Source organism: Brevibacterium pigmentatum (genome assembly GCF_011617465.1).
Lineage (GTDB): Bacteria > Actinomycetota > Actinomycetes > Actinomycetales > Brevibacteriaceae > Brevibacterium > Brevibacterium pigmentatum.
On sequence record NZ_CP050153.1, the window covers coordinates 2,740,005 to 2,762,452 of the forward strand.

A 22,448-nucleotide genomic window follows, 5' to 3' on the forward strand; every position below is an offset into this window, starting at 1 on the left:
TGTCTTCACGGCTTCGGCATAGGCGTTGAGCTTGTCCGGTTGGTATCCACCCCAGTCTTCGACGGTTCCGTCTGGGTAGGTGACCGCGACGACAGGGGCCTGCATGTAGCCGAGGGCTTTGACTGCCCGGTATGCGTCGAGGTCTTCTGTGAGGTCGATGACGTCGTGCTTGATGCCGAGCTGGTCGAGTTTTCTGGCGGTGGCTGCACTGGACGCAGTTGGGTTTGGAGTACAGGGTGAGCAAGGTGTGGTCCTTTCAGAAGGGGACGTGTTGCGGAATGAACTTCAGGTGGATGCGGTACCGGTCTTTGTCCGGTGCTTTGGGTCCGCGGCGGTAGTCGGGGCCGAGGACGTGTCGGCTGTCGTCGTCGGGCCATGCGCCGGCGTCGGTGAGACCGTCCAAACATGCTTTGACCGCAAGTGATGCGTTACCTGGGTCGGCTCGGCCGCCTGTGCGGAATCCGATCTCGGCGATGACGATCACGGGTGTCGGGAGGACGAGTTTCTGCTGCTTGGCTGTGTAGCGTGCGAGTTGCCGAATGTGCTTTGTGCGTTTCGCTTTGTCTGCCCAGTGCAGTCGGTCGTTGTCCGAGATCCAGTACGCCTTGTGCACGTCGATGGCTAGCTCGGTCATGCGGCCTTCCTTGTCCGATAGGCGGCTGGCCGCCAGCATCGTTCAATGAACTCCAGCCCCTCCGTGGTCTTCGCGAACTCAGCGACCTCGGGCCACGTGATCGGATCCTCAGCACGCTCCTGCACCGGTTCCGGTTCGGGGCCCATCCCAGCCTCGAACAGGATCGCTTCCGCGAACGTGCGACTGATCTTCACTGACTCGCTGCTCAACGCTCGCCATATGGTGCGCGGGGTGACTCTGAGACGGCGTGCCAGTTCCTCCTGCGAATGCTTCGCGCTCAGTTCTTCGAGCGCTGCCCTGTACGGGGCGGCGGGAACGTAACGGGAGTTCGGTTTCATGCTTCACTTCCTTGGTGTGACCGTCTTGAGGACGGCTTTGATCTGTGTGTCTGTGCATCCGTGCTGCTTCGCACGGAGGATCGCGCCGAGTAGGTCGGTGGTGTATATCGGCGGGTTCTCTGTAAAGCCCATGTGCTGCTGGTTTCCGAGCTGGAAGAGGCTGATTGCCTGGTTCTCGCACTTTCCGGCGATTGACCCGCCATAGGGCCAGTGCCCTGACCCCTTGAGGTGGTCGGCGAGAGTCGGTAGCCCGGACTTCGACAGCGTCCACCTGTGATGGCAATGGGGGCAGGTGGTTGATGCGGCGGGCTCACGCTCGTCATCGAGTTCATCGAAGATAGACAGCTGCCCGGCGATCATGATGCGATCTGGCGTGCCTGGTCGTTGCGCTTCAGGCGGTCGACATGTTCGAGTTCCCCTGCTCGCTGCAGTGCCCTCCAGGCGGATGCTCGCGATGACCATCCAGCGCGAACGTAGGTGTCCTCGTTGTCGCCGTACCCATCTCGCGCCAGCAGCTCGAGACGGTCAAGCTTCTCCAGCGTGCTCGCGGCACGGGAGTCGGTGACTTCGTTGCCGATGTCCGCCTTCGGCACCTCGGTGGGATCATCAATGTCATCCCATGCCGCGGCAGTCACCCAGCCTTTCGCGGCGGCTTCACGTTTCGCTCGAGTGATCCCAGCCTGCTCGAACCTCGTCGCGGCGACCGGTGGGGTACTCCAGTTCTCGTTGAAGAATTCTCCGATCTGCTTCGCCGTTGACACGCGAATGCCGCCACGTTCACCGTGGATGACCTTCCCGAAGTTCCCTGGAAACATGTCGAATTCCCGGGCGAGGCGATGCTGTGACCATCCGATGGCGGCGAGCGCCTGTAGACGTCGGACACTGCCGAGGTTGTCGACGATGGACCCGTCTGCCATGTCTGGGGTGACTGCCAGCAGCTTCGCCTCCAGGGCTTTGCTGATCTGCTTGCGGATCGGTCGGGGGTCTGTCCCGCCACGTCCGTAGAGCAGCGGGTACAAGGTTGACGAAGTGATCCCAGCGGCTTTCGCTACCCGCTTCCATCCCATGCCGGCCTCCATAAGGCTTCGGACGTGCTGTCGTGCTGGTTCTGCATCGGTGAGGTGGTAGCGGCCGTACAGCTGGTCTTTGCGTCGCTGGCGTGCGTGCTGCATGGTCACTTTGCGGCAGTGGTCACATCGACAGCGGTGCACGACGTACATGGTGTAGGTGCCGTGCTCGTGGCGTGCCTGTTTGCAGTCGCACACCGGGTTCATTGCCCCTCCATGAGGTCCAGGAACTCCTGCGGGAGTTCGGGTTGATAGCCGTCGAATGCTTCGATCGTTTCGGCGTACTCGAGCAGCTGGGAGTAGTCGACGATCTCGGTTGGGTGGAGCTGGATTGTCAGCGACGATCGATCTGCGTCGTGAGGTTGCCGGGCGACTCTCGCTCTTGTAATGCGACGGTCGAATGCTTCGCTGGCCGTGACGTTCGCCTGCTGGGTGATTCCGACTACCTCACGCCCGCCGGGATGTCGTGTCGTGATCTTGATGAAGCTCAAGCCGCGTCCTTTCGTCGTTCGCGTTCGTATTCGCGACGGTGTTTGAGGCGGTGGATTTCGCGGTCGTCGTCGCAGTGGGGTGATTTCGTGATGACGGGTGAACCGCAGTCGGGGCAGATCTTCCCGGGATCGAGTTGGGCACGTTGTGTGGCGGTGAGGCCGCCGCGGATCCCGAACCGTTCGGTTGCGGGTTTGCCGCGCTCTTCCTCGAGTGACCTGCTGGCACAGATTGCGCGGAGTGGGCACGTCCAACAAGTGGCGACGGCCTGGGCCGCCCGGTCGGGGGTGGAGGGGAAGAACAATTCGTCTGCCACCTCCGCCCCCAACTGGGCACAGACCGCTCCCTCCCAGTCGTCAGAATGGCGGAAGGTCTGCATCGGCTGCTCCCGGGTTACTCCCCCACGCTGGTGATTGTTGCGCCTGCTGCTGGTTGCCCCAACCGCCTCCCTGCTGGGACTGCTGTCCACCGAAGTTCCCGCCGGACTGCTGACCGCTGGAACCTCCGCCGCCTTGAGTCTTCGTGACAACGGCAGTCGCACGGCGAAGGGATGGTCCCACCTCGTCGACGTCGAGTTCCATGACGGTGCGCTTCTCGCCTTCCTTCGTCTCGAACGAACGGGACTTGAGGCGGCCCTGCACGATGACGCGAGTTCCGCGCTGTAGTGATTCCGCACTGTTCTCGCCGAGCTCTTTCCATGCCGAGCAGCGGAGGAATAGGGTCTCGCCGTCGACGAACTCGTTGCGTTGCCGGTCGAAGATCCGCGGCGTGGATGCGACAGTGAAGTTCGAGACCGCGGCTCCGTTCGGAGTGAAGCGCAGTTCCGGATCGCTCGTGAGGTTGCCGACCACTGTGATGACTGTTTCGCCTGCCATGCTCAGGCCCCCTGTCCCTGGATCACGCCGTCAGCGTCAACGAGTTCACCTTCGACGTATTCGTCATCGTTCGGGAACGGTTCATCCTGCACCTGCTGGGGTGCGGGAGATTGCGGGGGCGCTACCGGAGGCTGCGGGGGGACGGGTTCTTCTGCCGCCACGTCACGTTCTGCCCGCAACTGTTCTCGCACGTATTCGGAAGAGGTGGGCACCCACTTGGCAAGGTCGTGCGCGGCAGTCTTGGCCCACATGGCTGCAGGGTCGTTCATCCACGGTGAGTACTTCGAATCCGCGCCCTGTGAGGATGCTTTCGCCCGTTTGATTCGTTCCTGATTGACGATGACAACCTTGGACACGGCGCCGTCTTTCATCAGTGCGTAGGCGTATGCGAGTCTCAGTTCTCCGCGGTCGCTGGCCATCCAGTCGATTTCATGGATCGGTTTCGCGTCTCTGCCCGGCACGTAGTCGAACTTGTCGTTCGCATGCACAGTCTCAACGATCACGGAGGACACGGCACCGGCCCGGTACATGAGCTCGATCTCACCCTGGTAGCCGGTGATGCCAAGGATCTCGTTGCGGCCCTTGTTCTTCCTCGGGGTGAGGTAGTACTCCTCGGTTCCCGGCTGGAGTCCCTTCTGCGCCGCCTCGGACAGTGCGTTGATGAGTGTGTGCGGCGACTCAGCGGCGGCCTGCAACAGTTGCGGGTTGCGGCGGATTGAAGCGAGCGCTGACGACATCCAGCCCGCGCCCTTCTCCTGCAGGTGGCTGGGGAGGGTGGACACAAGTTCACCCTTGTATGCCTTCATGGTCTGCTGGACTGCCTGCACCATGCTGGTGCCGGGATTCTGCTGGTTCATGCTGCTGCACTTCCTTCTGTGATAGCGGTGGATTCGGTGAAGTCGATCGATTTGAGGCTGGGCGGGAACACGACATACGGTGTGCCGTCTCCGCGTGCTTGCCTGCGGGCGATCTTGTGTCCCTCGAACAGGGCGTCTTTCGCGCCCCCCATGAGGTCAGTGAGTTGGATCTTCAGGAGGTTCGTGCGACGCTCCAGTGACTCCTTGTCGAGCACCGCGTCCTGCACGGCGAGCGCGAGCCTGAACGGCACTTCCACCTCTTCGAGTTCGATATCCGGGTGGAGGTAGCGAATAGCGACATAGGTCTCCATGTGCCCATCGAGAGCATCAATGGACGGCTTCTCACCAGCCCACAGGGACTCCATGAACACACGCCCCTCCCCCACCAGACGGGCAAAATAGTCGGCGTTGAACTCGACCCGATACGCCTTGAACTGCAGGCCAGAGAACAGCGCCGCGACGTGGCAGACCTCGAGCCCGAAAACGCCGAGCTGCCAGATCACCTGGTCGTAGTAGTACGGCGGGATCTCGTCCGTGCCATCTTCGCCCCACTCCCACGAGTTGTTCGCAGTCTTGGCTTCGAGGAGTTCGGGTTCGCGTCCGTCTCCGTAGCGGACGATCCGGTCAGGTGTTGCGGCCACCCATTCCCACAGTGGGTGCCGGTACATGGGCGAGCGGTAGAGTTTCGCGTCCGGGTGCATTGATGCCCACCATTCGCAGACTGCCGGTTCAAGAAGGGCTCCTCGCTGCAGTTCGTCGTTCTCGACCTGCGCGGGAACGGTACCGTTCATGCGGTGCCACAGCGAGAACCGCGATTCGTACGGTGAGTGACCCACGACGGCTGCGATCTTGCTGGCAGTCATGTACTGCATCCACTGGTCGGAACCAGGGTCGATGTAGCCGACGCGTTTGCCGGTGATGCCTTTCATGATTCGTCCTTTTCTTCGTAGTACCCACAGTGCGAGCATCGAATGTGGTCGGGTATGTCGTAGGGGTCTGTGATGCGGTTGTCGACCGCTAGGCACGCCTGGCATTCGTAGACCGCGTTCATGCCGTCGTCTTCGTTCCGGCTAACGGGTCGTGCTCTCAGGAGGTCCATGGTGTTGACTCCTTCGTGATGGCGACGAGGGCTGCGAATGCGGTGAGCATGGTGAGCAGGCCGAGGCCGTTGAGGGTGATGGTTTGGGTGTAGCTGTAGAAGTACGCGGCCATGGAGGTCACGAGGATCGGCGTGTAGATCCAGGCGATGCGCCGGCGGCGATGGACGGGTAGGCGACTCATGCGGCACGTCCCGGATCCCACGGGCCTGCCGCACCACGGTCGTGTGCGTGCTGTTGTTCGAGCACTGCGTCCTCGACGTCGTTGAGGAACTGTTCCCCGGCACCGTCGGCGAGGACACCGGTGACCTGTTTGCCTTTGACGGTGAGGAACTCGACGTGGAGTTCGCCGTCAATGCAGTTGACGGTCGCGGTCTTCGCGTTGAAGTGCATCATGCTGCGGCTCCTTTCGTTTCGTGCCGGTCGAGCCATGCGTCGACAGCGGACTGACGTGTACCTCTGGCGCGAGGTCTCCATGAGGTGCCGACTTCGATCCATGCGGGTACTCGATCTCCGCCGTCTCCGCGGTCGAGGGCCCGGTCTGCTTGCAGTTGGTAGACGCTGTAACCGATCTGTTCGGCGACTTCTTTGTCAGTGAGGAGGCGGTTCATTGCTTGTCCTCCGGGAGTAGGGACCAGGGGAAGTTGGTCACGTGGTCGTTTGTGACGAATGTGCCGCGGTGGTTGTTCCGGTCCGTCTGGTACTGCATGGCCCCGATCAGGGTCAGGGATGCGAGTCCGAGGACCACGACGGCGGTGGTGATCAGGAGGAATCCTGTTTGCGGTTTCATTTGTGGGTCTCCTTATGGAGGGCGATGGCATCACCGCTAATTTCCAGTGGCCAGTCCTTGTCGGGGTGGCGGTTAAGGTCGCGGACGCTGACGTCGGACATGACTGAGAAGTCTCGTCTGGCGTCGTCGGCGTAGGTGGCGAGGAACTGCAGGCGTTGCCGTTCGTCGCAGGTCATGGTGTGGAGGTCGATGACGTCCTGCACGGTCTGGCCTGGCTCGAGTGGGATGCAGGCTCCGCAGCAGTCGAACGACACAGCAGTCACGACCAGTCACCGGCCTTATAGCGGGCGACCTTCTCGGCGCTTTTTTCGGCCTGGCGCGTCTCGTAGTCGAGGACCCTCTCGCGCTGCTTTTCGACGAGCGCACGCCAGTGTCGTCGGGGGTCCTCGTTCCATTCGTCGAGAACGAAGTCCATGGCTTCTCGCGCTTCTCTCGCGTCGATGTTGTCGTCGACCTTGACCCCTGCCAGGTCGACTCGCGTCCCGTCGATGTTCACTTCGAGGTTGACGGTTCCGCCGTTCGCGAAGACGTTCGACCAGGTGGCCAATCGGGCGACCGGCTCATCCTCCGGCGAAGGGTTCTTGCTCGCGATCGTGAACTGATTGGACGACTTGATGACGTCGCCGACTGAGGTGGGGATTTTGCGGTAGTCGATGCTCATGCCGCAACCTCCGTGTTCTTGACGAGGCGGGCGATCGCTGACGCTCCAGCCGGGGTGATCTTGAGCGTCCACATGACCTCGCCACGGAAGCGTGGGGCATCGTTCTCAAGTCGGCGATAGAAGTAGAGCTTCTTGTGCGAGTACTCCGAGTACCGCGTGATCTTGACCTTCTCTTGCCGCTTCTCCGACCAGCGGGTGGTCTCTTCGGCATAGATCCAGCCTTTGGCGATCAGCAGCTGTCGCAACGCCTTCTCGGTCATGTCGAGGCTGGATGCGACAGTGCGAAAGAGGATCTTGTCGTCATCGGCGGCGAACGTGTCCACGTAGTCGACCTTCGGCGCATCCTCGGCGACCTTCGCTTCGAGAGCCTTCACCTTGCGGTTGGTGATCTGCAGAGCCTGCAGTACGATTTCGTCCTCGGTGAGGGCGGGAGTCTTGTTCTGTTCCATGAGCATCTGTCGCATGGCGTAGAAGTCCTGGACCAGCTTGAGTTTGAGCTCTCGGACGCTCGGGGTGTTCTTGAGGTATGTGATGAGCAGAGTTCCCTGCTGCTCATTGAGCTGGGCGACCTCTCGGCGCTGGACTCCGCCGGCCGTCTGGAGGGGTGCAATTTCAAATGCGACCCTTCCGAAGCTCTCAAGGTCCGCGAGATTCGCTCTCACGAGCTGGATGACTCCGCGGTGCCCGTTCCCGGTCTTATCTGCGATCGTGGTGGTTGAGACTCGCGGCTCCCCGTCAATGACCTCGACGAGGCTGGTATCATTGGCGTTAGGCATTTGTTTCACCTTCCTGGTGTCGTGGCCCTCGCCCTGTCCGGCGGGGGTCTTTTCTTTGTCCTGGTTCATGTCGGCTCCCTATGCGGCCATATCGCTAGATCTATCGTCTAGTCTGTCGGGCAAAAAACACACTTCCATCGGGATCTTCCACGCGTTCTCGATCTTTCGTGCGGTCGAGAGGTTCACGTGCGTCTTGGGGATCCTGCGCCCGTCTTTGGTCGTCTCCCGCCCGAGGCGGAGTGACTGAATGAGCGTGTGTGAAACGCCTGCCCGCATTGCTGCTTTGCGCTCAGATCCGAGCTCTTGGACTACCTCTGCCAGGTACTGCTTGAAGACTCTGCGGTCTACCTTGTATCTCATCTTCACCTCCCTAGTTGGTATATCTAGCGTATAGCGCCTTGCCAGGATTTGGCAAGCCCGAATCTGAAAAATCTTTATATCCCCCTAGGGCATAGGAAATTACGGGCCTGTAGTTCCGTGCCAGTAGTGGCAAGGGTAGATTTGTGTCGACTGCACCCTCTGCCCGAAAGTGATTGTTGTGAGCGATCTTTCCGACCGTCTAGCGGATGCAAAGCGGAAGCTGGACATCTCTACTCAGAAGATGTCTGACCTTGCGCAGGCCGCCGGCTACCAGTTGTCGAACTACTCGGCGACCGTGTACACCAACGGCAAGCACCCCGCCAAGGCATCGGCGGCAACACTCGAGGCACTGTCCTATGTGCTCCGTGTACCGCTGGCTGAGCTTCGGGAACTGGCCGGACTACCCCAGCACCACGGGAAGTTCGAGCCGCTGCCCGAGGCCGACACGCTCACTGCTCCACAGCGTGCCGCTGTGAACGAAGTCATCCGCCAGTTGGCGGAAGCGAACGCGAAAGCAGGTGATGGCAGTGGAAACGCCACCCCCACCAAACGCGCCGGAGTGAGTCCGGCACCAGAGGACGACGGGCTCGGCTCATTCGGAGGCCGTGCCCGTGGAGACCTCGACCACGAATCCGTGAACGACGGCGCCGGCGACAACGTGCACGAACTGTTCACTCCCCCACCCGGGCGCGAGGACACTGCCGCCTACGATGCACCCAACCGGGGCAAGCAGCAGAAGGAAGAGTCGGAGCAGCGTGGGGAGGAATCGCAAGATCCGGAGGACTGGGAGTGAGTAGACCCAAGCGGCTACACGCATTTGTTGACGAATCCGGCCAGCGCTCTCCGTCAGAGAAGTCGAGCGATTACTTCATCATGTCGGCGGTTCTGGTTTTTGACTACTGCCTTGACCTCGCTCGAGAACACCTCGTCGAGCTAAAGACAGCGACCAACCGAAAGCCGGAGCATCTGCTGCACTGGAGCAAGCTGAAGTCGCACCATCGATCAAAAGTCTCAGAAATGATGGGATCGGCAAGCGGCTTCATGGGCTATGTCTCTGTCGTGGCCTGCAAGCGAGTCCTTGCCGATCAGGTCACGATGGAGATGAACTTCGGAGGTGAGAAGTACAAATTCTCAGCGTTCACTCCACTGTCCGAGGACGAGGCATATCTCAAGACTTATCAGTATCTTCTCGAACGAATCTCGTGGGTAGCTTCGCGAAGCCAAACCTCTGCAGATATCACGATTGAACACACTATTCGATTCAAGCGAAAGACTCTCGAGGAATTCGAATCGAGAATCAAGAAAGACGCCAGTTGCTCAGCCCATTGGGGCAGTCTCCCTGATGGCGCGAAACTGCGATCCAAAAAGGACGAAGATCTCCTTCAGCTTGCAGATCTCGTAGCGAGTGGAATTGGCGCGGCCTTCAATGGGCATCCGAGAAATGGAGTCGACACTTCGCATGTAAGCAACATGGCGCAGGCAATGTGGAGGGGCCCGAAGAAGAATAAGCTCACGACATACGGGCTGAAGATGCACCCATGGAATGAGGTAACGAGATCTCTTCATCCATGGCTGCTTGAGATATAACGAAGCGACCGCCTTACGCTGCATGTACAGGTGCTGGGTTGAACCCCCGGCAGGCGATCGCTCCGTGGCTTCAGTGTCACACGGCGGGACATTGGGAAACAAGGGGAAACACCGAACTATGCGCAACTTCACGCAACTATCGGTAACCACGTCCGTCGTGTCAGCCCCTCCCCATATGGTCTTGAGTCATGCACCATCCATGGAGAGAACTACGTGAACGCGGGGACGGCGTTGTCCTGCACTTCACCAGGTTCAACGACACTCGAGTAGCCGCCACAAACGGCAACAACGCCATCTGGCTCGACCAAGATCTACTGCAGGTCGAGCGCCGCTGCGCCATCCAGCACGAGCAAGCGCACATTGACCTCGGGCACACGAACTGCGACGACCCGAGAGAAGAACAAGCAGCACGCCGACTCACAGCCCAGAAGCTCATTCACTGGGATGCCCTCGTCGACGTCTTCAAATGGGCCCACACAGCCTCTGAGGCGGCCGACGAACTATGGGTGACACCGGAAGTCCTTGAAGACCGTCTCCGGTTCCTCCGCCCCCACGAGAAGCACCTGCTCCGACTCATCGGGGCAGCACGACAAGGATGACACCATGGCCAGCATTGAACCGTACGAGACTGCGAAGGGGCGCCGGTACAGGGTTCGGTACACCAAGCCCGACCGGAAACCCACAGATCGCCGTGGGTTCCGCACGAAACGCGAGGCCCAGATCTTCCTCAGCACAGTCGAAGTGTCGAAACTTGAAGGCACCTACGTGGACCCGACGAGGGGAAAGATCACTGTCGAAGAGCTGGGCACGCACTGGCTGAAAACCGTCAGCGCCAAGGAATCATCGAAAAGGGTGTACGAGACCGCGTTGCGTATTCACATCTACCCGCAGTTCGGCGCACTACCCGTGAACGGGGTATCCCGATCGAACGTCAGAGAGTGGGTTTCGAAGCTGTCGGAGAAGCGAGCAGCCAGAACCGTACGCAGGGCACACTACGTCCTCCAAGCAGTTCTTCAGATGGCTGTCGACGATCACCTGATCCCCCGCAACCCCGCCAGCGGTGTCAAGAACCTACCGTCGCCGACTCACCGGAAGAACGTATACCTCACCTATGAGCAGGTAGAGAAGGTGGCGCAGGCGGCCGATGAGCACCACTTGAGAGCTCAGCGCGGCCGGTACGGGTTCGTCATTTACATTGCCGCATACATGGGATTGCGGTGGAGCGAGATCGCGACCCTGACGCCGGAGGACGTCGACTTGGAGGACCGGCGCGTGCGGGTTCGCGCCGAGGTGTCGAAGAACAGCAGGGAACGGTCAGTCGGGTATCCGAAGTTCATGCACGATCGGTTCCGAGCTCTCACGCTGAAAGCTGTTCCCGGTGGTCTGCTCATTCCCGATCTGGCTGAGCCGAAGAATCAGGAGTCGTGGTTCCTGTCTGTGAGGAAGAAGGCCAAGCTTGACGAGGGGTTCGTGTTTCACGATCTGCGCCACTCCGCGGCATCGTTTGCGGTATCCGCTGGCGCTTCGGTGAAGGTCGTGCAGAACATGCTCGGTCACTCCTCCGCAGCCATGACCTTGGACGTGTACTCGGATCTGTTCGACACCGATGTGGATGATGTTGCCGAGCGAATCGACGAGGCGCGAAAACGAAACATGGGCAAAACGTGGGCAGACGGCGATTCGATCCCCGCTGGGGAGTGAATGCAGAAAAGCGGCCCACCCAAACATTTCTGCTTGGATGGGCCGCTGACCTAGTGTTTCAGAAGTCCCAGTCGTCGTCTTCGGTGTTCTCGGCCTTGCCGATGACGTAGGACGAACCCGAACCGGAGAAGAAGTCGTGGTTCTCATCGCTGCCGGGCGAGAGCGCCGCGAGGATCGCGGGATTGACCTTCGTGACCTCCTTGGGGAACATCGCTTCGTAGCCGAGGTTCATCAGCGCCTTGTTGGCGTTGTAGTGGAGGAACATCTTGCAGTCCTCTGACAGCCCCACCGGATCGTAGATGTCGTGGGTGTAGGCGACCTCATTCTCGTAGAGCTCGAACATGAGGTTCATCGTGTAGTCCTTGAGCTCCTGCTTGCGCTCCTCGGACTGCGACTCCAGACCCCTCTGGTACTTGTAGCCGATGTAGTAGCCGTGCACGGCCTCATCGCGGATGATCAGACGAATGAGGTCAGCCGTGTTCGTCAGCTTCGCATGGGCCGACCAGTACATCGGCAGGTAGAAGCCGGAATAGAAGAGGAAGGACTCGAGCAGCGTCGAGGCGACCTTGCGCTTGAGCGGATCGTCACCCCGGTAGTAGCTGAGGATGATATCGGCCTTGGACTGCAGGTACTTGTTCTCACGCGACCAGCGGAAGGCCTCGTCGATCTCCTTCGTCGAGCACAGGGTCGAGAAGATCGAGGAGTACGACTTCGCGTGCACGCTCTCCATGAACGCGATGTTCGTCAGCACTGCCTCTTCGTGCGGGGTCACCGCGTCCGGGATGAGCGAGATCGCACCGACGGTGCCCTGGATCGTGTCGAGCAGGGTCAGACCGGTGAAGACGCGCATCGTCAGCGTCTTCTCATCGTCGGTCAGAGTCGCCCAGGACTGGATGTCGTTGCTCAGCGGGACCTTCTCCGGCAGCCAGAAGTTGCCGGTCAGGCGGTCCCAGACCTCATCATCGATCGGATCGACGACGCGGTTCCAGTTGATGGCATCGACGTGCGATGCCAGAGTCAGATTCTCCAACGCTTTCTCTCTTCCCAAAGTGCTGTTCGTCGTGAGTACGATTTGTCTGCGCGAGTGTCTGCACGGCAGACGAAAGTCAAATGCGCGCCCGGCCGGTGGCGTGGGGCCCGCATGAAGCCGGCGGACCGATTCACATCGATCCGCCGATTCCATTGATCAGAGCATGCAGGAGACGCAGCCTTCGACCTCCGTGCCCTCCAGAGCGAGCTGCCGGAGCCGGATGTAGTAGATGGTCTTGATTCCCTTGCGCCAGGCGTAGATCTGCGCCTTGTTGATGTCACGTGTGGTGGCGGTGTCCATGAAGAACAGCGTGAGCGACAGGCCCTGGTCCACGTGCTTCGTGGCCTCGGCGTACGTGTCGATGATCTTCTCGTAGCCGATCTCGTAGGCATCCTGGTAGTACTTCAGGTTGTCGTTGTCCATGAAGGGGGCCGGGTAGTACACGCGACCGACCTTGCCCTCCTTGCGGATTTCGATCTTCGAAGCCACCGGGTGGATCGACGAGGTCGAGTTGTTGATGTACGAGATCGAACCGGTCGGCGGCACCGCCTGGAGGTTCTGGTTGTAGATGCCGTGCTCGGCAACAGCGGCCTTGAGCTCGCGCCAGTCATCCTGAGTCGGGATGTGCACGTTGGCTTCCGAGAACAGCTCGGCCACCCGAGCCGTGCGCGGCTGCCAGACCTCGTCGGTGTACTTGTCGAAGTATTCGCCGGTGGCGTACTTCGAACGCTCGAAGCCGGCGAAGGTCTCACCGCGCTCCTTCGCGATCTCCATCGACGCCCGCACGCAGTGGTAGGCGACGGTGTAGAAATACATGTTCGTGAAGTCCAGACCCTCATCGGAACCGTAGTAGATGTGCTCCCGAGCCAGGTAGCCGTGGAGATTCATCTGTCCCAGACCGATGGCGTGCGACATGTCGTTGCCGCGGGCGATCGAGGGCACGGACTGGATATCCGAGGTCTCGGCGACGGCAGTGAGCCCGCGGATCGCGGTCTCGATGGTCTGACCGAAGTTGCTCGAGTCCATCGTCAGAGCGATGTTGAGCGAACCGAGGTTGCAGGAGATGTCCTTGCCGACGACGTCGTAGCCGAGGTCATCGTCGTACTTGCTGGGTTCGGAGACCTGGAGGATCTCCGAACACAGGTTGGACATGATGATCTTGCCGTCGATCGGGTTCGCCTTGTTGACGGTGTCCTCGAACATCACGTACGGGTAGCCGGACTCGAACTGGATCTCGGCCAGAGTCTGGAAGAACTCGCGGGCGTTGATCTTCTTCTTCTTGATCGCCGCGTTGTCGACCATCTCGGTGTACTTCTCGGTGACGTTGATGTCGGAGAAGGGCACACCGTAGACGCGCTCGACGTCGTAGGGGCTGAAGAGGTACATATCCTCGTTGCGCTTGGCCAGTTCGAAGGTGATGTCCGGGATCACAACGCCCAGGGACAGGGTCTTGATCCGGATCTTCTCGTCGGCGTTCTCGCGCTTGGTGTCGAGGAAGTTGTAGATGTCGGGGTGGTGGGCGTGCAGGTACACGGCACCAGCACCCTGACGGGCTCCGAGCTGATTGGCGTAGGAGAACGAGTCCTCGAGCAGCTTCATGACGGGGATGACGCCGGAGGACTGGTTCTCGATCTTCTTGATCGGGGCACCGGACTCACGGATGTTCGTCAGCGCGAAGGCCACACCGCCGCCGCGCTTGGACAGCTGCAGAGCGGAGTTGATGGAGCGGCCGATCGACTCCATATTGTCTTCGATGCGCAGCAGGAAGCAGGAGACGAGCTCACCGCGCTGCCTCTTGCCGGCGTTGAGGAACGTCGGGGTGGCCGGCTGGAAGCGACCGGAGATGATCTCGTCGACGAGCTGGGTGGCCAGCGCCTCGTCTCCGCGCGCCAGGAAGAGAGCGACCATGACGACGCGGTCCTCGAAGCGTTCGAGGTAGCGCTTTCCGTCGAAGGTCTTCAGCGTGTAGGAGGTGTAGAACTTGAAGGCGCCGAGGAAGGTCTGGAAGCGGAACTTCTGATCGTAGGCGCGCGTCGACAGCTGCTCGATGAACTCGAAGGAATACTGCTCGAGGACCTCGGGCTCGTAATAGTCTTTCTCGACGAGGTAGTCGAGCTTCTCCTTGAGGTTGTGGAAGAAGACGGTGTTGTTGTTCACGTGCTGCAGGAAGTACTGCCGGGCAGCCTGCTTGTCACGCTCGAACTGGATCCTGCCGTCCTCGTCGTACAGGTTCAGCATCGCGTTGAGCGCGTGGTAATCCAGATCCGTCTCTTCGCGGATGATGTCCTCTACATTGCGGTCTTCAGCGAGCTCGCGCACAGTTTGTCCAATCCTTGGTTTACAGCGTCGACATCCTCCTGAGTGCCCAGGAGTTCGACTCGATACATGAGGGGTACTTGGCACTTTGCCGCGACCTTGACGGCCGCTCGGCAGAAGTCCTCGCCGAAGTTGGTGTTTCCGGCGCCGATGACGCCGAGCAGATGGCGCCGGTTCTCTTCGACATTGAGGAATTTGATGACTTGCTTGGGAACGGCCCCGCGATTGCGACCGGCCCCGTAGGTGGGGGTGACGAGAACGAATGGCTCATCCACTCGCAGCGTCGGCTCCTTGGTCAACGTCGGCAGCCGCACTGCCGGGTGATGCAGCTTCGCAACGAAGCGGTGCGTGTACTCGGAGTTGGCGGAGAAGTAGACCAGAAGCATTGTCAGGCCACGACGGACGCAGACTGTTCGCCGGTCAGGGTGGCGATCTTGTCCGGACGGAAGCCCGACCAGTGGTCGTTGTCGGTCACGACGACGGGAGCCTGCATGTAGCCCATCGCCTTGACGACATCGAGGGCGTTCTCGTCGACGCTGAGATCGACCGACTTGTACTTCAGGCCCTTGGCGTCGAGAGCACGGTAGGTGGCGTTGCACTGGACGCAAGCTGGCTTGGTGTACACGGTGATCATGACGACTCCTTCATTCTGCTGTGCAGTTCGGCATTCTGATGGCTGTGACCGTGTCCCGTCAACTGCTCGATCATGATGAATATCACGAGGCGCAGGCTCAGGGGTGACCACTAGATGTTGTGTTCTGGTTAGACCCTACCCCTATATCCAGTGTTACACCAGTGTCATTTGAAGGTTCCACACCCTGTGTCATCACCGTCCACAATCGTCCACAGGCTGTGAACGACACTCGTGTAGTTCGATCACCTGCGCGGACGCTGGCATCGGCGGCTTCCGAGCCGATTTTCGACCCATTCTCCACCTCCGTTTTCCACCGCTTTCCACAGGAAAAATTTTTGCCTGTGGGCATGTCGCGAAACCCTCGATCGACGATTTCGACCTCCTCCATGCGGTGCCGGTCACGTCGCAGCGGAGGCGATCATCACAGCACCTCCTCCCATCTGTCTGTCGGTCCCACCGACGCTACAGCTCGGTCCTGACATGAGATGGCCCCGCCGTGAACGGAGGGTGGCTGGCCGGCGGGAGCAGACCGGGACGCGGTCGAAGTGTGTCAGCACTGCAACGTTCTCGGCTGTTGCGTGTCAGTGCCAGCCAATATGCTGGAGACCACAGAAACGCACCGCACTGCGTGACTGACGACCACAGTGACACCGCAAGACACGTGGCACCGAGGAACCGGTGACACCGAGAGACTGAGGGACCATGACGGCAACGGCACCGGCGAACACGCAGGAGATCGCACACGCACAGACGATCCTCAAGGCCCTGGAGTCCTACCTCGACCATTTCGTCGTCGGGCAGCAGCGACTGCGCGAATCACTGCTCATCGGACTCCTCTCCAGCGGACACCTCCTGCTCGAGAGCGTGCCCGGGCTGGCGAAGACCACGGCGGCTGCCGCTCTGGCCAATGCCGTGGACGGAAAGTTCTCGCGCATCCAGTGCACCCCCGATCTGCTGCCGGCCGACATCATCGGCTCGCAGATCTACAACGCGCACGAAGGGTCGTTCAACACCGTGCTCGGTCCGGTGCATGCGAACATCGTCCTCCTCGACGAGATCAACAGGTCGTCGGCGAAGACCCAGTCGGCGATGCTCGAAGCCATGCAGGAGAAGCAGACGACGATCGGCGGCAAACGCTTCGAACTCCCCCGCCCCTTCCTCGTCATGGCCACGCAGAACCCGATCGAACAGGAGGGCACCTACCAGCTGCCCGAGGCTCAGCTCGACCGGTTCATGATCAAGGATCTGCTCACCCACCCGAACCCCGGCGAGGAGATCGAGATCCTCTCCCGTCTCGACTCCGGGGTCTTCGACAAGGAGTCGGTGCCCGATCCGGCCTGCACGCTCGACGATGTCGTGACCATGCAGAGCTATGCCCGCACCGTCTACATCGACCCGGCCATCACCCGCTATCTCGTCGAACTCGTCCACGCCACCCGCAATACGACGAAGTACCTCGGCCGCTTCGCCCCGTTCATCGAATACGGCGCCAGCCCGCGCGCCTCCATCGCGTTCACGAACGCCGGACGGGCACTGGCGATGATCCGCGGCCGCAACTACGTCATCCCCGAAGACATCAAGGACCTCGCCCACCGAGTGCTCGCCCACCGCATCCAGCTCAACTTCGAAGCCGCCGCCGAGAACATCACGAGCGCACAGATCGTCGATGCCCTCCTCATGGCCGTGCCCACCCCCTGATCGGCGATTTCGATGACTGTCCTGCTCAATCGCATCAAGGCGCGGATGACCATCCACGCCCACAGGCGGACGCGGCGCCTGCTCGACGGCGACTACTCCTCGGTCTTCCACGGCCACAGCCTCGACTTCGACGATCTGCGCGACTACATCCCCGGTGACGAGATCCGCGACATCGACTGGAAGGCCACGGCCAGGCATACCGAGCCTCTGGTCAAACGCTATGTCGCCCACCGCCGGCACATCCTCGGGCTCGTCGTCGACACCTCGAGGAACTTCGACGCCGTGACCTCCGCCGGCGCCGACAAACGCCACCTGGCCATCCTCATGGCCGGGATGGTCGGCTACCTCGCCGTCCGCCACGCCGACGACGTCATGCTCATCCACGGACATGCCGACCACACCACCGCCTCCCCCAGGAAGGGCAGCGAGGCCCACCTCGAACACCTCCTGCAGCAGATCCTCGCCGAATCCGGCAGCACCTCTCCTGGGTCGATCAACACCCAGCTGCAGTGGATCACCAGTCATATCAACCATCGGATGCTGCTCGTCGTCATCTCCGACCAAGCTCCGCTGGGACCGGAAGCCGAAGCGACGATCCGTCGGCTCCGTGCCCAGCACGAGGTCCTGTGGATCACGATCACCGACGCGGACCTCGCGGGCCTGCCGGCCGCCTCGGCGCCGTTCGACGTCGCCCGACCCGAACACGGACTGCCCACCTCGGTGATGACGAAACCCGAGGTAAGACAGGAATTCGCACTCGCCGAGGCGGCCCGCCGTCAACAGCGCATCGACCTTCTCGCGAAGCTGGGCATCGCCCACATCGAAATCGACCACCCGAAGTCGGCCCTCGGCCGGCTCCACACTCTTCTGCTGAGGCACCGCCGTGGGCCCCGCTGAGCTCATCGGCCCCCTGGAGGTCTCGCCGGCATGGTACGTGGCGGCCTGCTTCGTGCTGCTGCTGGCGCTCGGGAACCTCTTCGCCCCGCTCTTCCGCGCCGCGGCCGGAGCCACCCCGTCGGAGGGGCCGCGCATCCCGATCCCCGTACGCAGCACCTACCTCTCCCGCATCAGCGCAGTGGAGTCGGGCTTGAGCGGGGAGGCTGCGGATGTGCGCGAATCGGCACAGCAGCTGGCGACGATCGTGCGCGAATTCGCCCATGATGCCTGGGGCGTCAAAGCCGAACACCTGACCTACCGTGATGCAGCCGTCGCCGGCCTCGACGACCTCGCCGACTGCCTGCTCGGTCTCTACGAGGCGGAATTCGCCGAAGCGGAGCCGTCCGGTCTGCAGCCGCAGATCACCGAGGCGCGGAAGCTGGTGGCGCGATGGTCCTGATGTTCTGGTGGCTGGCGCTCATCCTGCTCGCCCTCGCCGCGGCCGCAGTCTTCTTCTTCCGCCGTCCGAAATCGACGGAGTCCTCGCTGGCCGTCGCCCACAGCGGACGGATGACGAGCCTCCCGAGCTTCCGCAGGGCCATGCGCAGGCGACTGGTGACCACGGTCGCCCTCCTCGGCGTCATCGTCCTCACCGGGCTCTCCGCGTTGGCGGGAATCGCACGCCCGGCCTGGGTGGAGACGGTCAACCCGGAGCGGAAGATGCGCGATGTCATGCTCTGCCTCGACGTGTCCGGGTCGATGCTCGGCTACGATGCCGATCTGCTCGAGTCCTATCAGGAGCTCGTCGACCGCTTCGACGGCGAACGCATCGGCCTCACCGTCTTCAACGCCACCGCGGTCTCCGCGTTCCCGCTCACCGACGACTACGACATGGTCCAGAACTACCTCGCCGAAGCCGAGGAGGGGTTCCGCACCTGGGGCGCCGAAGGCACCGACTACTCATGGTCGACCTCGCCCCCGAACATCGGCGGCTCCTCGCTCATCGGCGACGGACTCGTCAGCTGCGTGGACAACTTCGACCGCCAGGACGAGGACCGGTCCCGGTCGATTATCTTCGCCACGGACAATATGCTCGCCGGACAACCGCTCTTCGAACTCAACGAAGCCGCCGATATCGCCGTCGACGCGAAGGTCCGCGTCTACAGCCTCTCCCCTCCCTCGGTGCTGACGACCACTCAGACGAAGGAGCTGCGTTCCGTGTCCGACCGCACCGGCGGCGAACAGTTCGATATGGGTTCGGCGTCGACGATCGACCGCATCGTCGAGGAGATCCAGAGCCAGGAAGCTGAGAACACCCCCGGACATTCGTACACGATCGTCCACGATATGCCGGTGGTTCCGCTCGGAATCGCCGTCTTCGGCCTGGCCGGAGTGTTCGTGCTGGCATGGAGGACGAAATCATGATCTTCGATCCCGTCTTCACCTGGTTCGGCTGGGGCTTCATCGTCCTCTCCCTGCTCACCGTGTGCATCATTCCGGCCATCCTCGGCGACGGAGCACGCTGGAAGTGGTTCGCCCGCATGGGTGTCGTCGGCGTGCTCGCGCTCGCGCTGGCGCGCCCCGGCATTCCGATCAAGTCATCGACCGAAGAATACGAGGCACGAGCCGATGTGTACTTCGTCGTCGATGTCACGACGTCGATGGCCGCCGAGGACTTCGACGGGGACAGCACCCGCCTCGAAGGGGTCAAGAAGGACATGCTCGAACTCGCCGATGCCTTCCCCGGCACTCGGATGAGCATCATCACTTTCGCCTCGACCGCGGCCACCGTGATGCCGCTGACGACCGATCACGCCGCCTTCGCCTCCGCCGTCGACGTGCTCGAGCCCGAATCGTCGATGAACTCCAGGGGATCATCGATCACCGAGGCCGGTGAGGAGCTCGACAAGCGGATGACCTCGAACGATGAGGATCGTCCTGAGAACAAGAACGTCGTGTTCTACTTCGGAGACGGTGAGCAGACCGTATCGGAGAATCCGGAATCATGGTCGCCCTTCGCCTCCCGCATCGACAGCGGAGCCGTCTTCGGATACGGCACCCAGCAAGGTGGGAAGATGCGCGACAGCCAGCCGTTCGGTTACGGGTCCGGCGTCGGCGATCCCGGCAATGCCCCGGGGATCGGCGACCCCGATGACCCCAACGACGATCAGTCACCGTCCGAATACATCCAGGACCGCAACGGCAACCCTGGGGTCTCGAAGATCGACGAGGGCAACCTGCGCCAGATCGCCTCGGACCTCGGAGTCGACTACCACCACCGCGACGGCAACGGTCCGATCTCCAGCGTCTACACCGCCCCGAAATACGATCAGGCCCTGGTGAAGAAGGACGGCCGGGTCACCGTCGACGAATACTATTGGGTTCCGCTCATCCTCGTCTTCGCATGGATCGCCGTGGAGCTCGTCTTCGGAGTCCGCGAATATCTGCGCCTCAAGGCGATCACCCCGAAGCGCCCGCGCCGAGGCGGCCCGCCCGGTCCATGGGGCCCCAGCGGTCCCGGTGGTCCGGCTGGTCCCGGTGGTCCGGCTGGTCCCGGTGGTCCGGGGCCCTACCAGCAGGCGCCTCAGCAGGCGGTCCCCCATCCGCCGTCGCCTCACCCATCGGTGCCCCACCAGGGAGGTCCGCGATGAACCGCGTGAAGAGTCTGTGGTCACGGCTGCGCCGGATCACGAAGATCAACCTCGTCCTCGGCACCATCTTCGCCCTGATGTTCGGCTATATCGCGATGGCCACCTACTTCGGAACCGCTTCGCAGGTCCGATACACCTCGAATGACTTCCCCGGTGCGAAGAAAGCAGCGACGGCGTTCCTCAAGGTCAGCCCGTTCCAGCGCCATATCGGCTACTTCAACCGCGGCACCGCCGAGGCCGCCGTCGGCGACTTCGATGCCGCCCAGACCGATCTCGAATCCGCTCTGGAGATCGCTCCGACCTCGGCCGAATGCGCTGTGCGGATCAACCTGTCCTACGTCTATGAGAAGCAGGCGGATCAGATCGCCTCGCAGGACCCCGACCAATCGCAGGAACTCTACGACCGTTCGCTGAAGACCCTCGAAGACGCTCCCGAGGAATGTCAGCCGAAGAAGAGCGAAGAGAAGCAGAAGAGCAACCAGGCGAAGGAACGCGTCGAAGACAAGAAGCAGGGCGAGAAGACCAAGGAAGAGGGAACCGACGACAGCGAGTCCGATGACAAGGATTCGCAGGACCAGGACTCCGGGGACGAGAAATCCTCCGGAGACGAGGGCCAGGAATCCGGCGAGGAGGAGAAGCCGGACGATTCCTCGGGCAAGTCCGAACGCGAGAAGAAGCGCGACGAGTTGGAGAAGCGCCGTGAGGACTCCGAACGGCACCAGCGTCAGCAGGGCCCCGGCGGCGACGGAGGCCGGTCGACCCCGGAGAAACCCTGGTGATCGACAGCGCAGGAACCTGACCACCCCAGCGAGTGGTGGCGGCGGTGATGCCCTGTGACATCATGAGTCCATGACCGACTCCGACTCCGCCGCCTCAGCTTCTGCCTCCACCACAGCCGCACCCCGTCTGCGGCCCGCCCTGGAGACCTTCCCGCCGTATATTCCGGGCAAACCTCCGCGCCAGGTCGACGGTCTCGAGTCATTCAAGCTCTCCTCGAACGAGAATTTTCTGCCCCCTCTGCCGGCCGTCCTCGACGCCATGGTCGCTCATGCGACGAACCCCGCGCTCTACCCCGACGATGCGGCGCGGGCTCTGCGTGAGGGACTGGCCGACCGCCTCGGTGTCGGGCTGGATCAGCTCGTCGTCACCACCGGTGCCAGCGAACTGCTCGTCGCACTGACCCAGATCACGTCGGACGCCACCACCGAGGCGATCTATCCGTGGCCGTCGTTCGAGATGTATCCGCAGACCACCGGTCTCGTCGGTTCGACTCGCCACGAGGTGCCGCTGACAGCGGACGGGCGCCACGACCTCGATGCGATGGCTGAGGCGATCACCGATCGCACCAGCTTCATCATCCTCTGCTCACCGAACAATCCGACCGGACCGGTGCTGCGCGATGACGAGGTCCGCGCATTCTTCGACAAGGTGCCCGCCCACGTCCTCGTCGCCCTCGACGAAGCGTACTGGGAGTTCGCCACCGCACCCGGCCGAGCCGATGGACTGAGTCTCGTCCGCGACTATCCGAATCTCGTTCTGCTCCGCACCTTCTCCAAGGCGCACGGACTCGCCGGACTGCGCGTCGGCTACGCCGTCGCCCATCCGCCGGTCATCGAGGGGCTCCTCAAGGCCGTCATCCCCTTCGGCGTCACCGACCTCAGCCAGACTGCCGCCCTCGAATCCCTCAAACACTGGGATGAGGTCATCGAGCGGGCCGGCGAAATCGCACAGACCCGCGATGCCTTCGCAGCTGCGCTGCGCGAACAAGGCTGGGATGTGCCCGAGGCACAGGCGAACTATGTGTGGCTGCCGCTGGGCGAGAAATCCGATGCCTTCGAAGACGCGTGTGTCGAACAAGCCGTAGCGGTGCGCAATCTCGGTACCGGAGTGCGTATCAGCATCGGTGAAGACGAGGCTCTCGCCCGGGTGCTCGAGATTGCCGAACGCTTCCGCGTCGAACACTTCGCGGAGTAGTCAGCGGGCACAGCCGCACAGAACACTGTGCCGAGCA

Annotated in this window: 32 protein-coding genes; 11 read left to right on the forward strand and 21 right to left on the reverse strand. The window is 61.8% G+C overall.

Annotation, left to right across the window (positions count from 1 at the left end; translation table 11 throughout):
• Positions 1-256 precede the first annotated feature (256 nt).
• The 17 genes from GUY30_RS12430 to GUY30_RS12510 form a co-directional block, all read right to left on the reverse strand.
• Positions 257-634, reverse strand: coding sequence for a RusA family crossover junction endodeoxyribonuclease (locus tag GUY30_RS12430; protein WP_167198010.1), 378 nt, complete (start codon positions 632-634; stop codon positions 257-259).
• Positions 631-972 carry a hypothetical protein gene (locus GUY30_RS12435; protein ID WP_167198013.1) on the reverse strand — a complete coding sequence of 114 codons (342 nt, stop codon included), beginning with the start codon at positions 970-972 and terminating at the stop codon, positions 631-633. Before GUY30_RS12435 ends, GUY30_RS12430 begins: the two co-directional genes overlap by 4 nt.
• A 3-nt stretch (positions 973-975) precedes the next feature.
• Complete coding sequence (locus tag GUY30_RS12440) at positions 976-1,332, reverse strand: hypothetical protein (RefSeq protein WP_167198016.1); 357 nt, start codon at positions 1,330-1,332, stop codon at positions 976-978.
• A complete protein-coding gene (locus GUY30_RS12445; RefSeq protein WP_167198019.1) occupies positions 1,329-2,039 on the reverse strand; it encodes a hypothetical protein in 711 nt (236 codons plus the stop codon). Before GUY30_RS12445 ends, GUY30_RS12440 begins: the two co-directional genes overlap by 4 nt.
• 203 nt (positions 2,040-2,242) lie before the next feature.
• The gene (locus GUY30_RS12450; RefSeq protein WP_167198022.1) at positions 2,243-2,530 is read right to left on the reverse strand and encodes a hypothetical protein; all 288 of its coding nucleotides are present in this window, start codon (positions 2,528-2,530) and stop codon (positions 2,243-2,245) included.
• A complete protein-coding gene (locus tag GUY30_RS12455; protein WP_228281315.1) occupies positions 2,527-2,907 on the reverse strand; it encodes a WhiB family transcriptional regulator in 381 nt (126 codons plus the stop codon). The genes GUY30_RS12450 and GUY30_RS12455 overlap by 4 nt, the downstream gene beginning before the upstream one ends.
• Positions 2,885-3,403 carry a single-stranded DNA-binding protein gene (locus tag GUY30_RS12460; protein ID WP_167198029.1) on the reverse strand — a complete coding sequence of 173 codons (519 nt, stop codon included), beginning with the start codon at positions 3,401-3,403 and terminating at the stop codon, positions 2,885-2,887. The genes GUY30_RS12455 and GUY30_RS12460 overlap by 23 nt, the downstream gene beginning before the upstream one ends.
• A 2-nt stretch (positions 3,404-3,405) precedes the next feature.
• Complete coding sequence (locus GUY30_RS12465) at positions 3,406-4,260, reverse strand: recombinase RecT (RefSeq protein WP_167198032.1); 855 nt, start codon at positions 4,258-4,260, stop codon at positions 3,406-3,408.
• Complete coding sequence (locus GUY30_RS12470; protein WP_167198035.1) at positions 4,257-5,189, reverse strand: lambda-exonuclease family protein; 933 nt, start codon at positions 5,187-5,189, stop codon at positions 4,257-4,259. The genes GUY30_RS12465 and GUY30_RS12470 overlap by 4 nt, the downstream gene beginning before the upstream one ends.
• Positions 5,190-5,346: 157 nt before the next feature.
• Positions 5,347-5,541: a hypothetical protein gene (locus tag GUY30_RS12475; RefSeq protein ID WP_167198038.1), complete on the reverse strand. Its 195-nt coding sequence runs from the start codon at positions 5,539-5,541 to the stop codon at positions 5,347-5,349.
• On the reverse strand, positions 5,538-5,753 hold the full coding sequence (locus GUY30_RS12480) for a hypothetical protein (RefSeq protein WP_167198041.1): 216 nt from the start codon (positions 5,751-5,753) through the stop codon (positions 5,538-5,540). Before GUY30_RS12480 ends, GUY30_RS12475 begins: the two co-directional genes overlap by 4 nt.
• Positions 5,750-5,968, reverse strand: coding sequence for a hypothetical protein (locus GUY30_RS12485; protein ID WP_167198044.1), 219 nt, complete (start codon positions 5,966-5,968; stop codon positions 5,750-5,752). The genes GUY30_RS12480 and GUY30_RS12485 overlap by 4 nt, the downstream gene beginning before the upstream one ends.
• Positions 5,965-6,147, reverse strand: a complete 183-nt coding sequence (locus GUY30_RS12490) for a hypothetical protein (RefSeq protein ID WP_167198047.1) — start codon at positions 6,145-6,147, stop codon at positions 5,965-5,967. Before GUY30_RS12490 ends, GUY30_RS12485 begins: the two co-directional genes overlap by 4 nt.
• The gene (locus GUY30_RS12495) at positions 6,144-6,410 is read right to left on the reverse strand and encodes a hypothetical protein (RefSeq protein WP_167198050.1); all 267 of its coding nucleotides are present in this window, start codon (positions 6,408-6,410) and stop codon (positions 6,144-6,146) included. Before GUY30_RS12495 ends, GUY30_RS12490 begins: the two co-directional genes overlap by 4 nt.
• Positions 6,407-6,808, reverse strand: a complete 402-nt coding sequence (locus GUY30_RS12500) for a hypothetical protein (RefSeq protein ID WP_167198053.1) — start codon at positions 6,806-6,808, stop codon at positions 6,407-6,409. Before GUY30_RS12500 ends, GUY30_RS12495 begins: the two co-directional genes overlap by 4 nt.
• Positions 6,805-7,584, reverse strand: coding sequence for a phage regulatory protein/antirepressor Ant (locus GUY30_RS12505; protein WP_208091409.1), 780 nt, complete (start codon positions 7,582-7,584; stop codon positions 6,805-6,807). The genes GUY30_RS12500 and GUY30_RS12505 overlap by 4 nt, the downstream gene beginning before the upstream one ends.
• A gap of 78 nt (positions 7,585-7,662) precedes the next feature.
• Positions 7,663-7,944, reverse strand: coding sequence for a hypothetical protein (locus tag GUY30_RS12510; RefSeq protein ID WP_167198056.1), 282 nt, complete (start codon positions 7,942-7,944; stop codon positions 7,663-7,665).
• A gap of 241 nt (positions 7,945-8,185) precedes the next feature.
• Between GUY30_RS12510 and GUY30_RS12515 the strand changes: the two genes are divergently transcribed.
• The 4 genes from GUY30_RS12515 to GUY30_RS12530 all read left to right on the forward strand — a co-directional run bounded on the left by GUY30_RS12515 (position 8,186) and on the right by GUY30_RS12530 (position 11,232).
• The gene (locus GUY30_RS12515; RefSeq protein WP_167198059.1) at positions 8,186-8,737 is read left to right on the forward strand and encodes a hypothetical protein; all 552 of its coding nucleotides are present in this window, start codon (positions 8,186-8,188) and stop codon (positions 8,735-8,737) included.
• Positions 8,734-9,531, forward strand: coding sequence for a DUF3800 domain-containing protein (locus GUY30_RS12520; protein ID WP_167198062.1), 798 nt, complete (start codon positions 8,734-8,736; stop codon positions 9,529-9,531). Before GUY30_RS12515 ends, GUY30_RS12520 begins: the two co-directional genes overlap by 4 nt.
• A gap of 188 nt (positions 9,532-9,719) precedes the next feature.
• Entirely contained in the window at positions 9,720-10,130 is a 411-nt protein-coding gene (locus GUY30_RS12525) for an ImmA/IrrE family metallo-endopeptidase (RefSeq protein WP_167198066.1), read from the forward strand.
• A 4-nt stretch (positions 10,131-10,134) separates the two neighbouring features.
• Positions 10,135-11,232: a tyrosine-type recombinase/integrase gene (locus GUY30_RS12530; protein ID WP_167198069.1), complete on the forward strand. Its 1,098-nt coding sequence runs from the start codon at positions 10,135-10,137 to the stop codon at positions 11,230-11,232.
• 58 nt (positions 11,233-11,290) lie between these two features.
• On the opposite strand, the gene nrdF is transcribed toward GUY30_RS12530, so the two are convergent.
• From nrdF to nrdH, 4 genes are all read right to left on the reverse strand, one after another.
• Positions 11,291-12,262 carry a class 1b ribonucleoside-diphosphate reductase subunit beta gene (gene nrdF / locus GUY30_RS12535; protein ID WP_167198072.1) on the reverse strand — a complete coding sequence of 324 codons (972 nt, stop codon included), beginning with the start codon at positions 12,260-12,262 and terminating at the stop codon, positions 11,291-11,293.
• 156 nt (positions 12,263-12,418) lie between these two features.
• A complete protein-coding gene (nrdE, locus tag GUY30_RS12540; protein WP_228281888.1) occupies positions 12,419-14,545 on the reverse strand; it encodes a class 1b ribonucleoside-diphosphate reductase subunit alpha in 2,127 nt (708 codons plus the stop codon).
• A gap of 5 nt (positions 14,546-14,550) precedes the next feature.
• Entirely contained in the window at positions 14,551-14,964 is a 414-nt protein-coding gene (gene nrdI, locus GUY30_RS12545; RefSeq protein ID WP_167198078.1) for a class Ib ribonucleoside-diphosphate reductase assembly flavoprotein NrdI, read from the reverse strand.
• 2 nt (positions 14,965-14,966) lie between these two features.
• Positions 14,967-15,212: a glutaredoxin-like protein NrdH gene (gene nrdH, locus GUY30_RS12550; RefSeq protein ID WP_025778731.1), complete on the reverse strand. Its 246-nt coding sequence runs from the start codon at positions 15,210-15,212 to the stop codon at positions 14,967-14,969.
• A gap of 702 nt (positions 15,213-15,914) precedes the next feature.
• Between nrdH and GUY30_RS12555 the strand changes: the two genes are divergently transcribed.
• From GUY30_RS12555 to GUY30_RS12585, 7 genes are all read left to right on the forward strand, one after another.
• A complete protein-coding gene (locus GUY30_RS12555; protein WP_167198081.1) occupies positions 15,915-16,910 on the forward strand; it encodes an AAA family ATPase in 996 nt (331 codons plus the stop codon).
• Positions 16,911-16,922: 12 nt separating this feature from the next.
• Complete coding sequence (locus GUY30_RS12560) at positions 16,923-17,807, forward strand: DUF58 domain-containing protein (protein ID WP_167198083.1); 885 nt, start codon at positions 16,923-16,925, stop codon at positions 17,805-17,807.
• Positions 17,794-18,246, forward strand: coding sequence for a hypothetical protein (locus GUY30_RS12565; RefSeq protein ID WP_167198087.1), 453 nt, complete (start codon positions 17,794-17,796; stop codon positions 18,244-18,246). The genes GUY30_RS12560 and GUY30_RS12565 overlap by 14 nt, the downstream gene beginning before the upstream one ends.
• Entirely contained in the window at positions 18,237-19,211 is a 975-nt protein-coding gene (locus tag GUY30_RS12570) for a vWA domain-containing protein (RefSeq protein WP_167198090.1), read from the forward strand. Before GUY30_RS12565 ends, GUY30_RS12570 begins: the two co-directional genes overlap by 10 nt.
• On the forward strand, positions 19,208-20,437 hold the full coding sequence (locus GUY30_RS12575) for a vWA domain-containing protein (RefSeq protein WP_167198093.1): 1,230 nt from the start codon (positions 19,208-19,210) through the stop codon (positions 20,435-20,437). The genes GUY30_RS12570 and GUY30_RS12575 overlap by 4 nt, the downstream gene beginning before the upstream one ends.
• A complete protein-coding gene (locus GUY30_RS12580; protein ID WP_167198096.1) occupies positions 20,434-21,216 on the forward strand; it encodes a tetratricopeptide repeat protein in 783 nt (260 codons plus the stop codon). Before GUY30_RS12575 ends, GUY30_RS12580 begins: the two co-directional genes overlap by 4 nt.
• Before the next feature lie 70 nt (positions 21,217-21,286).
• Complete coding sequence (locus GUY30_RS12585) at positions 21,287-22,411, forward strand: histidinol-phosphate transaminase (protein WP_167198099.1); 1,125 nt, start codon at positions 21,287-21,289, stop codon at positions 22,409-22,411.
• Positions 22,412-22,448 lie beyond the last annotated feature (37 nt).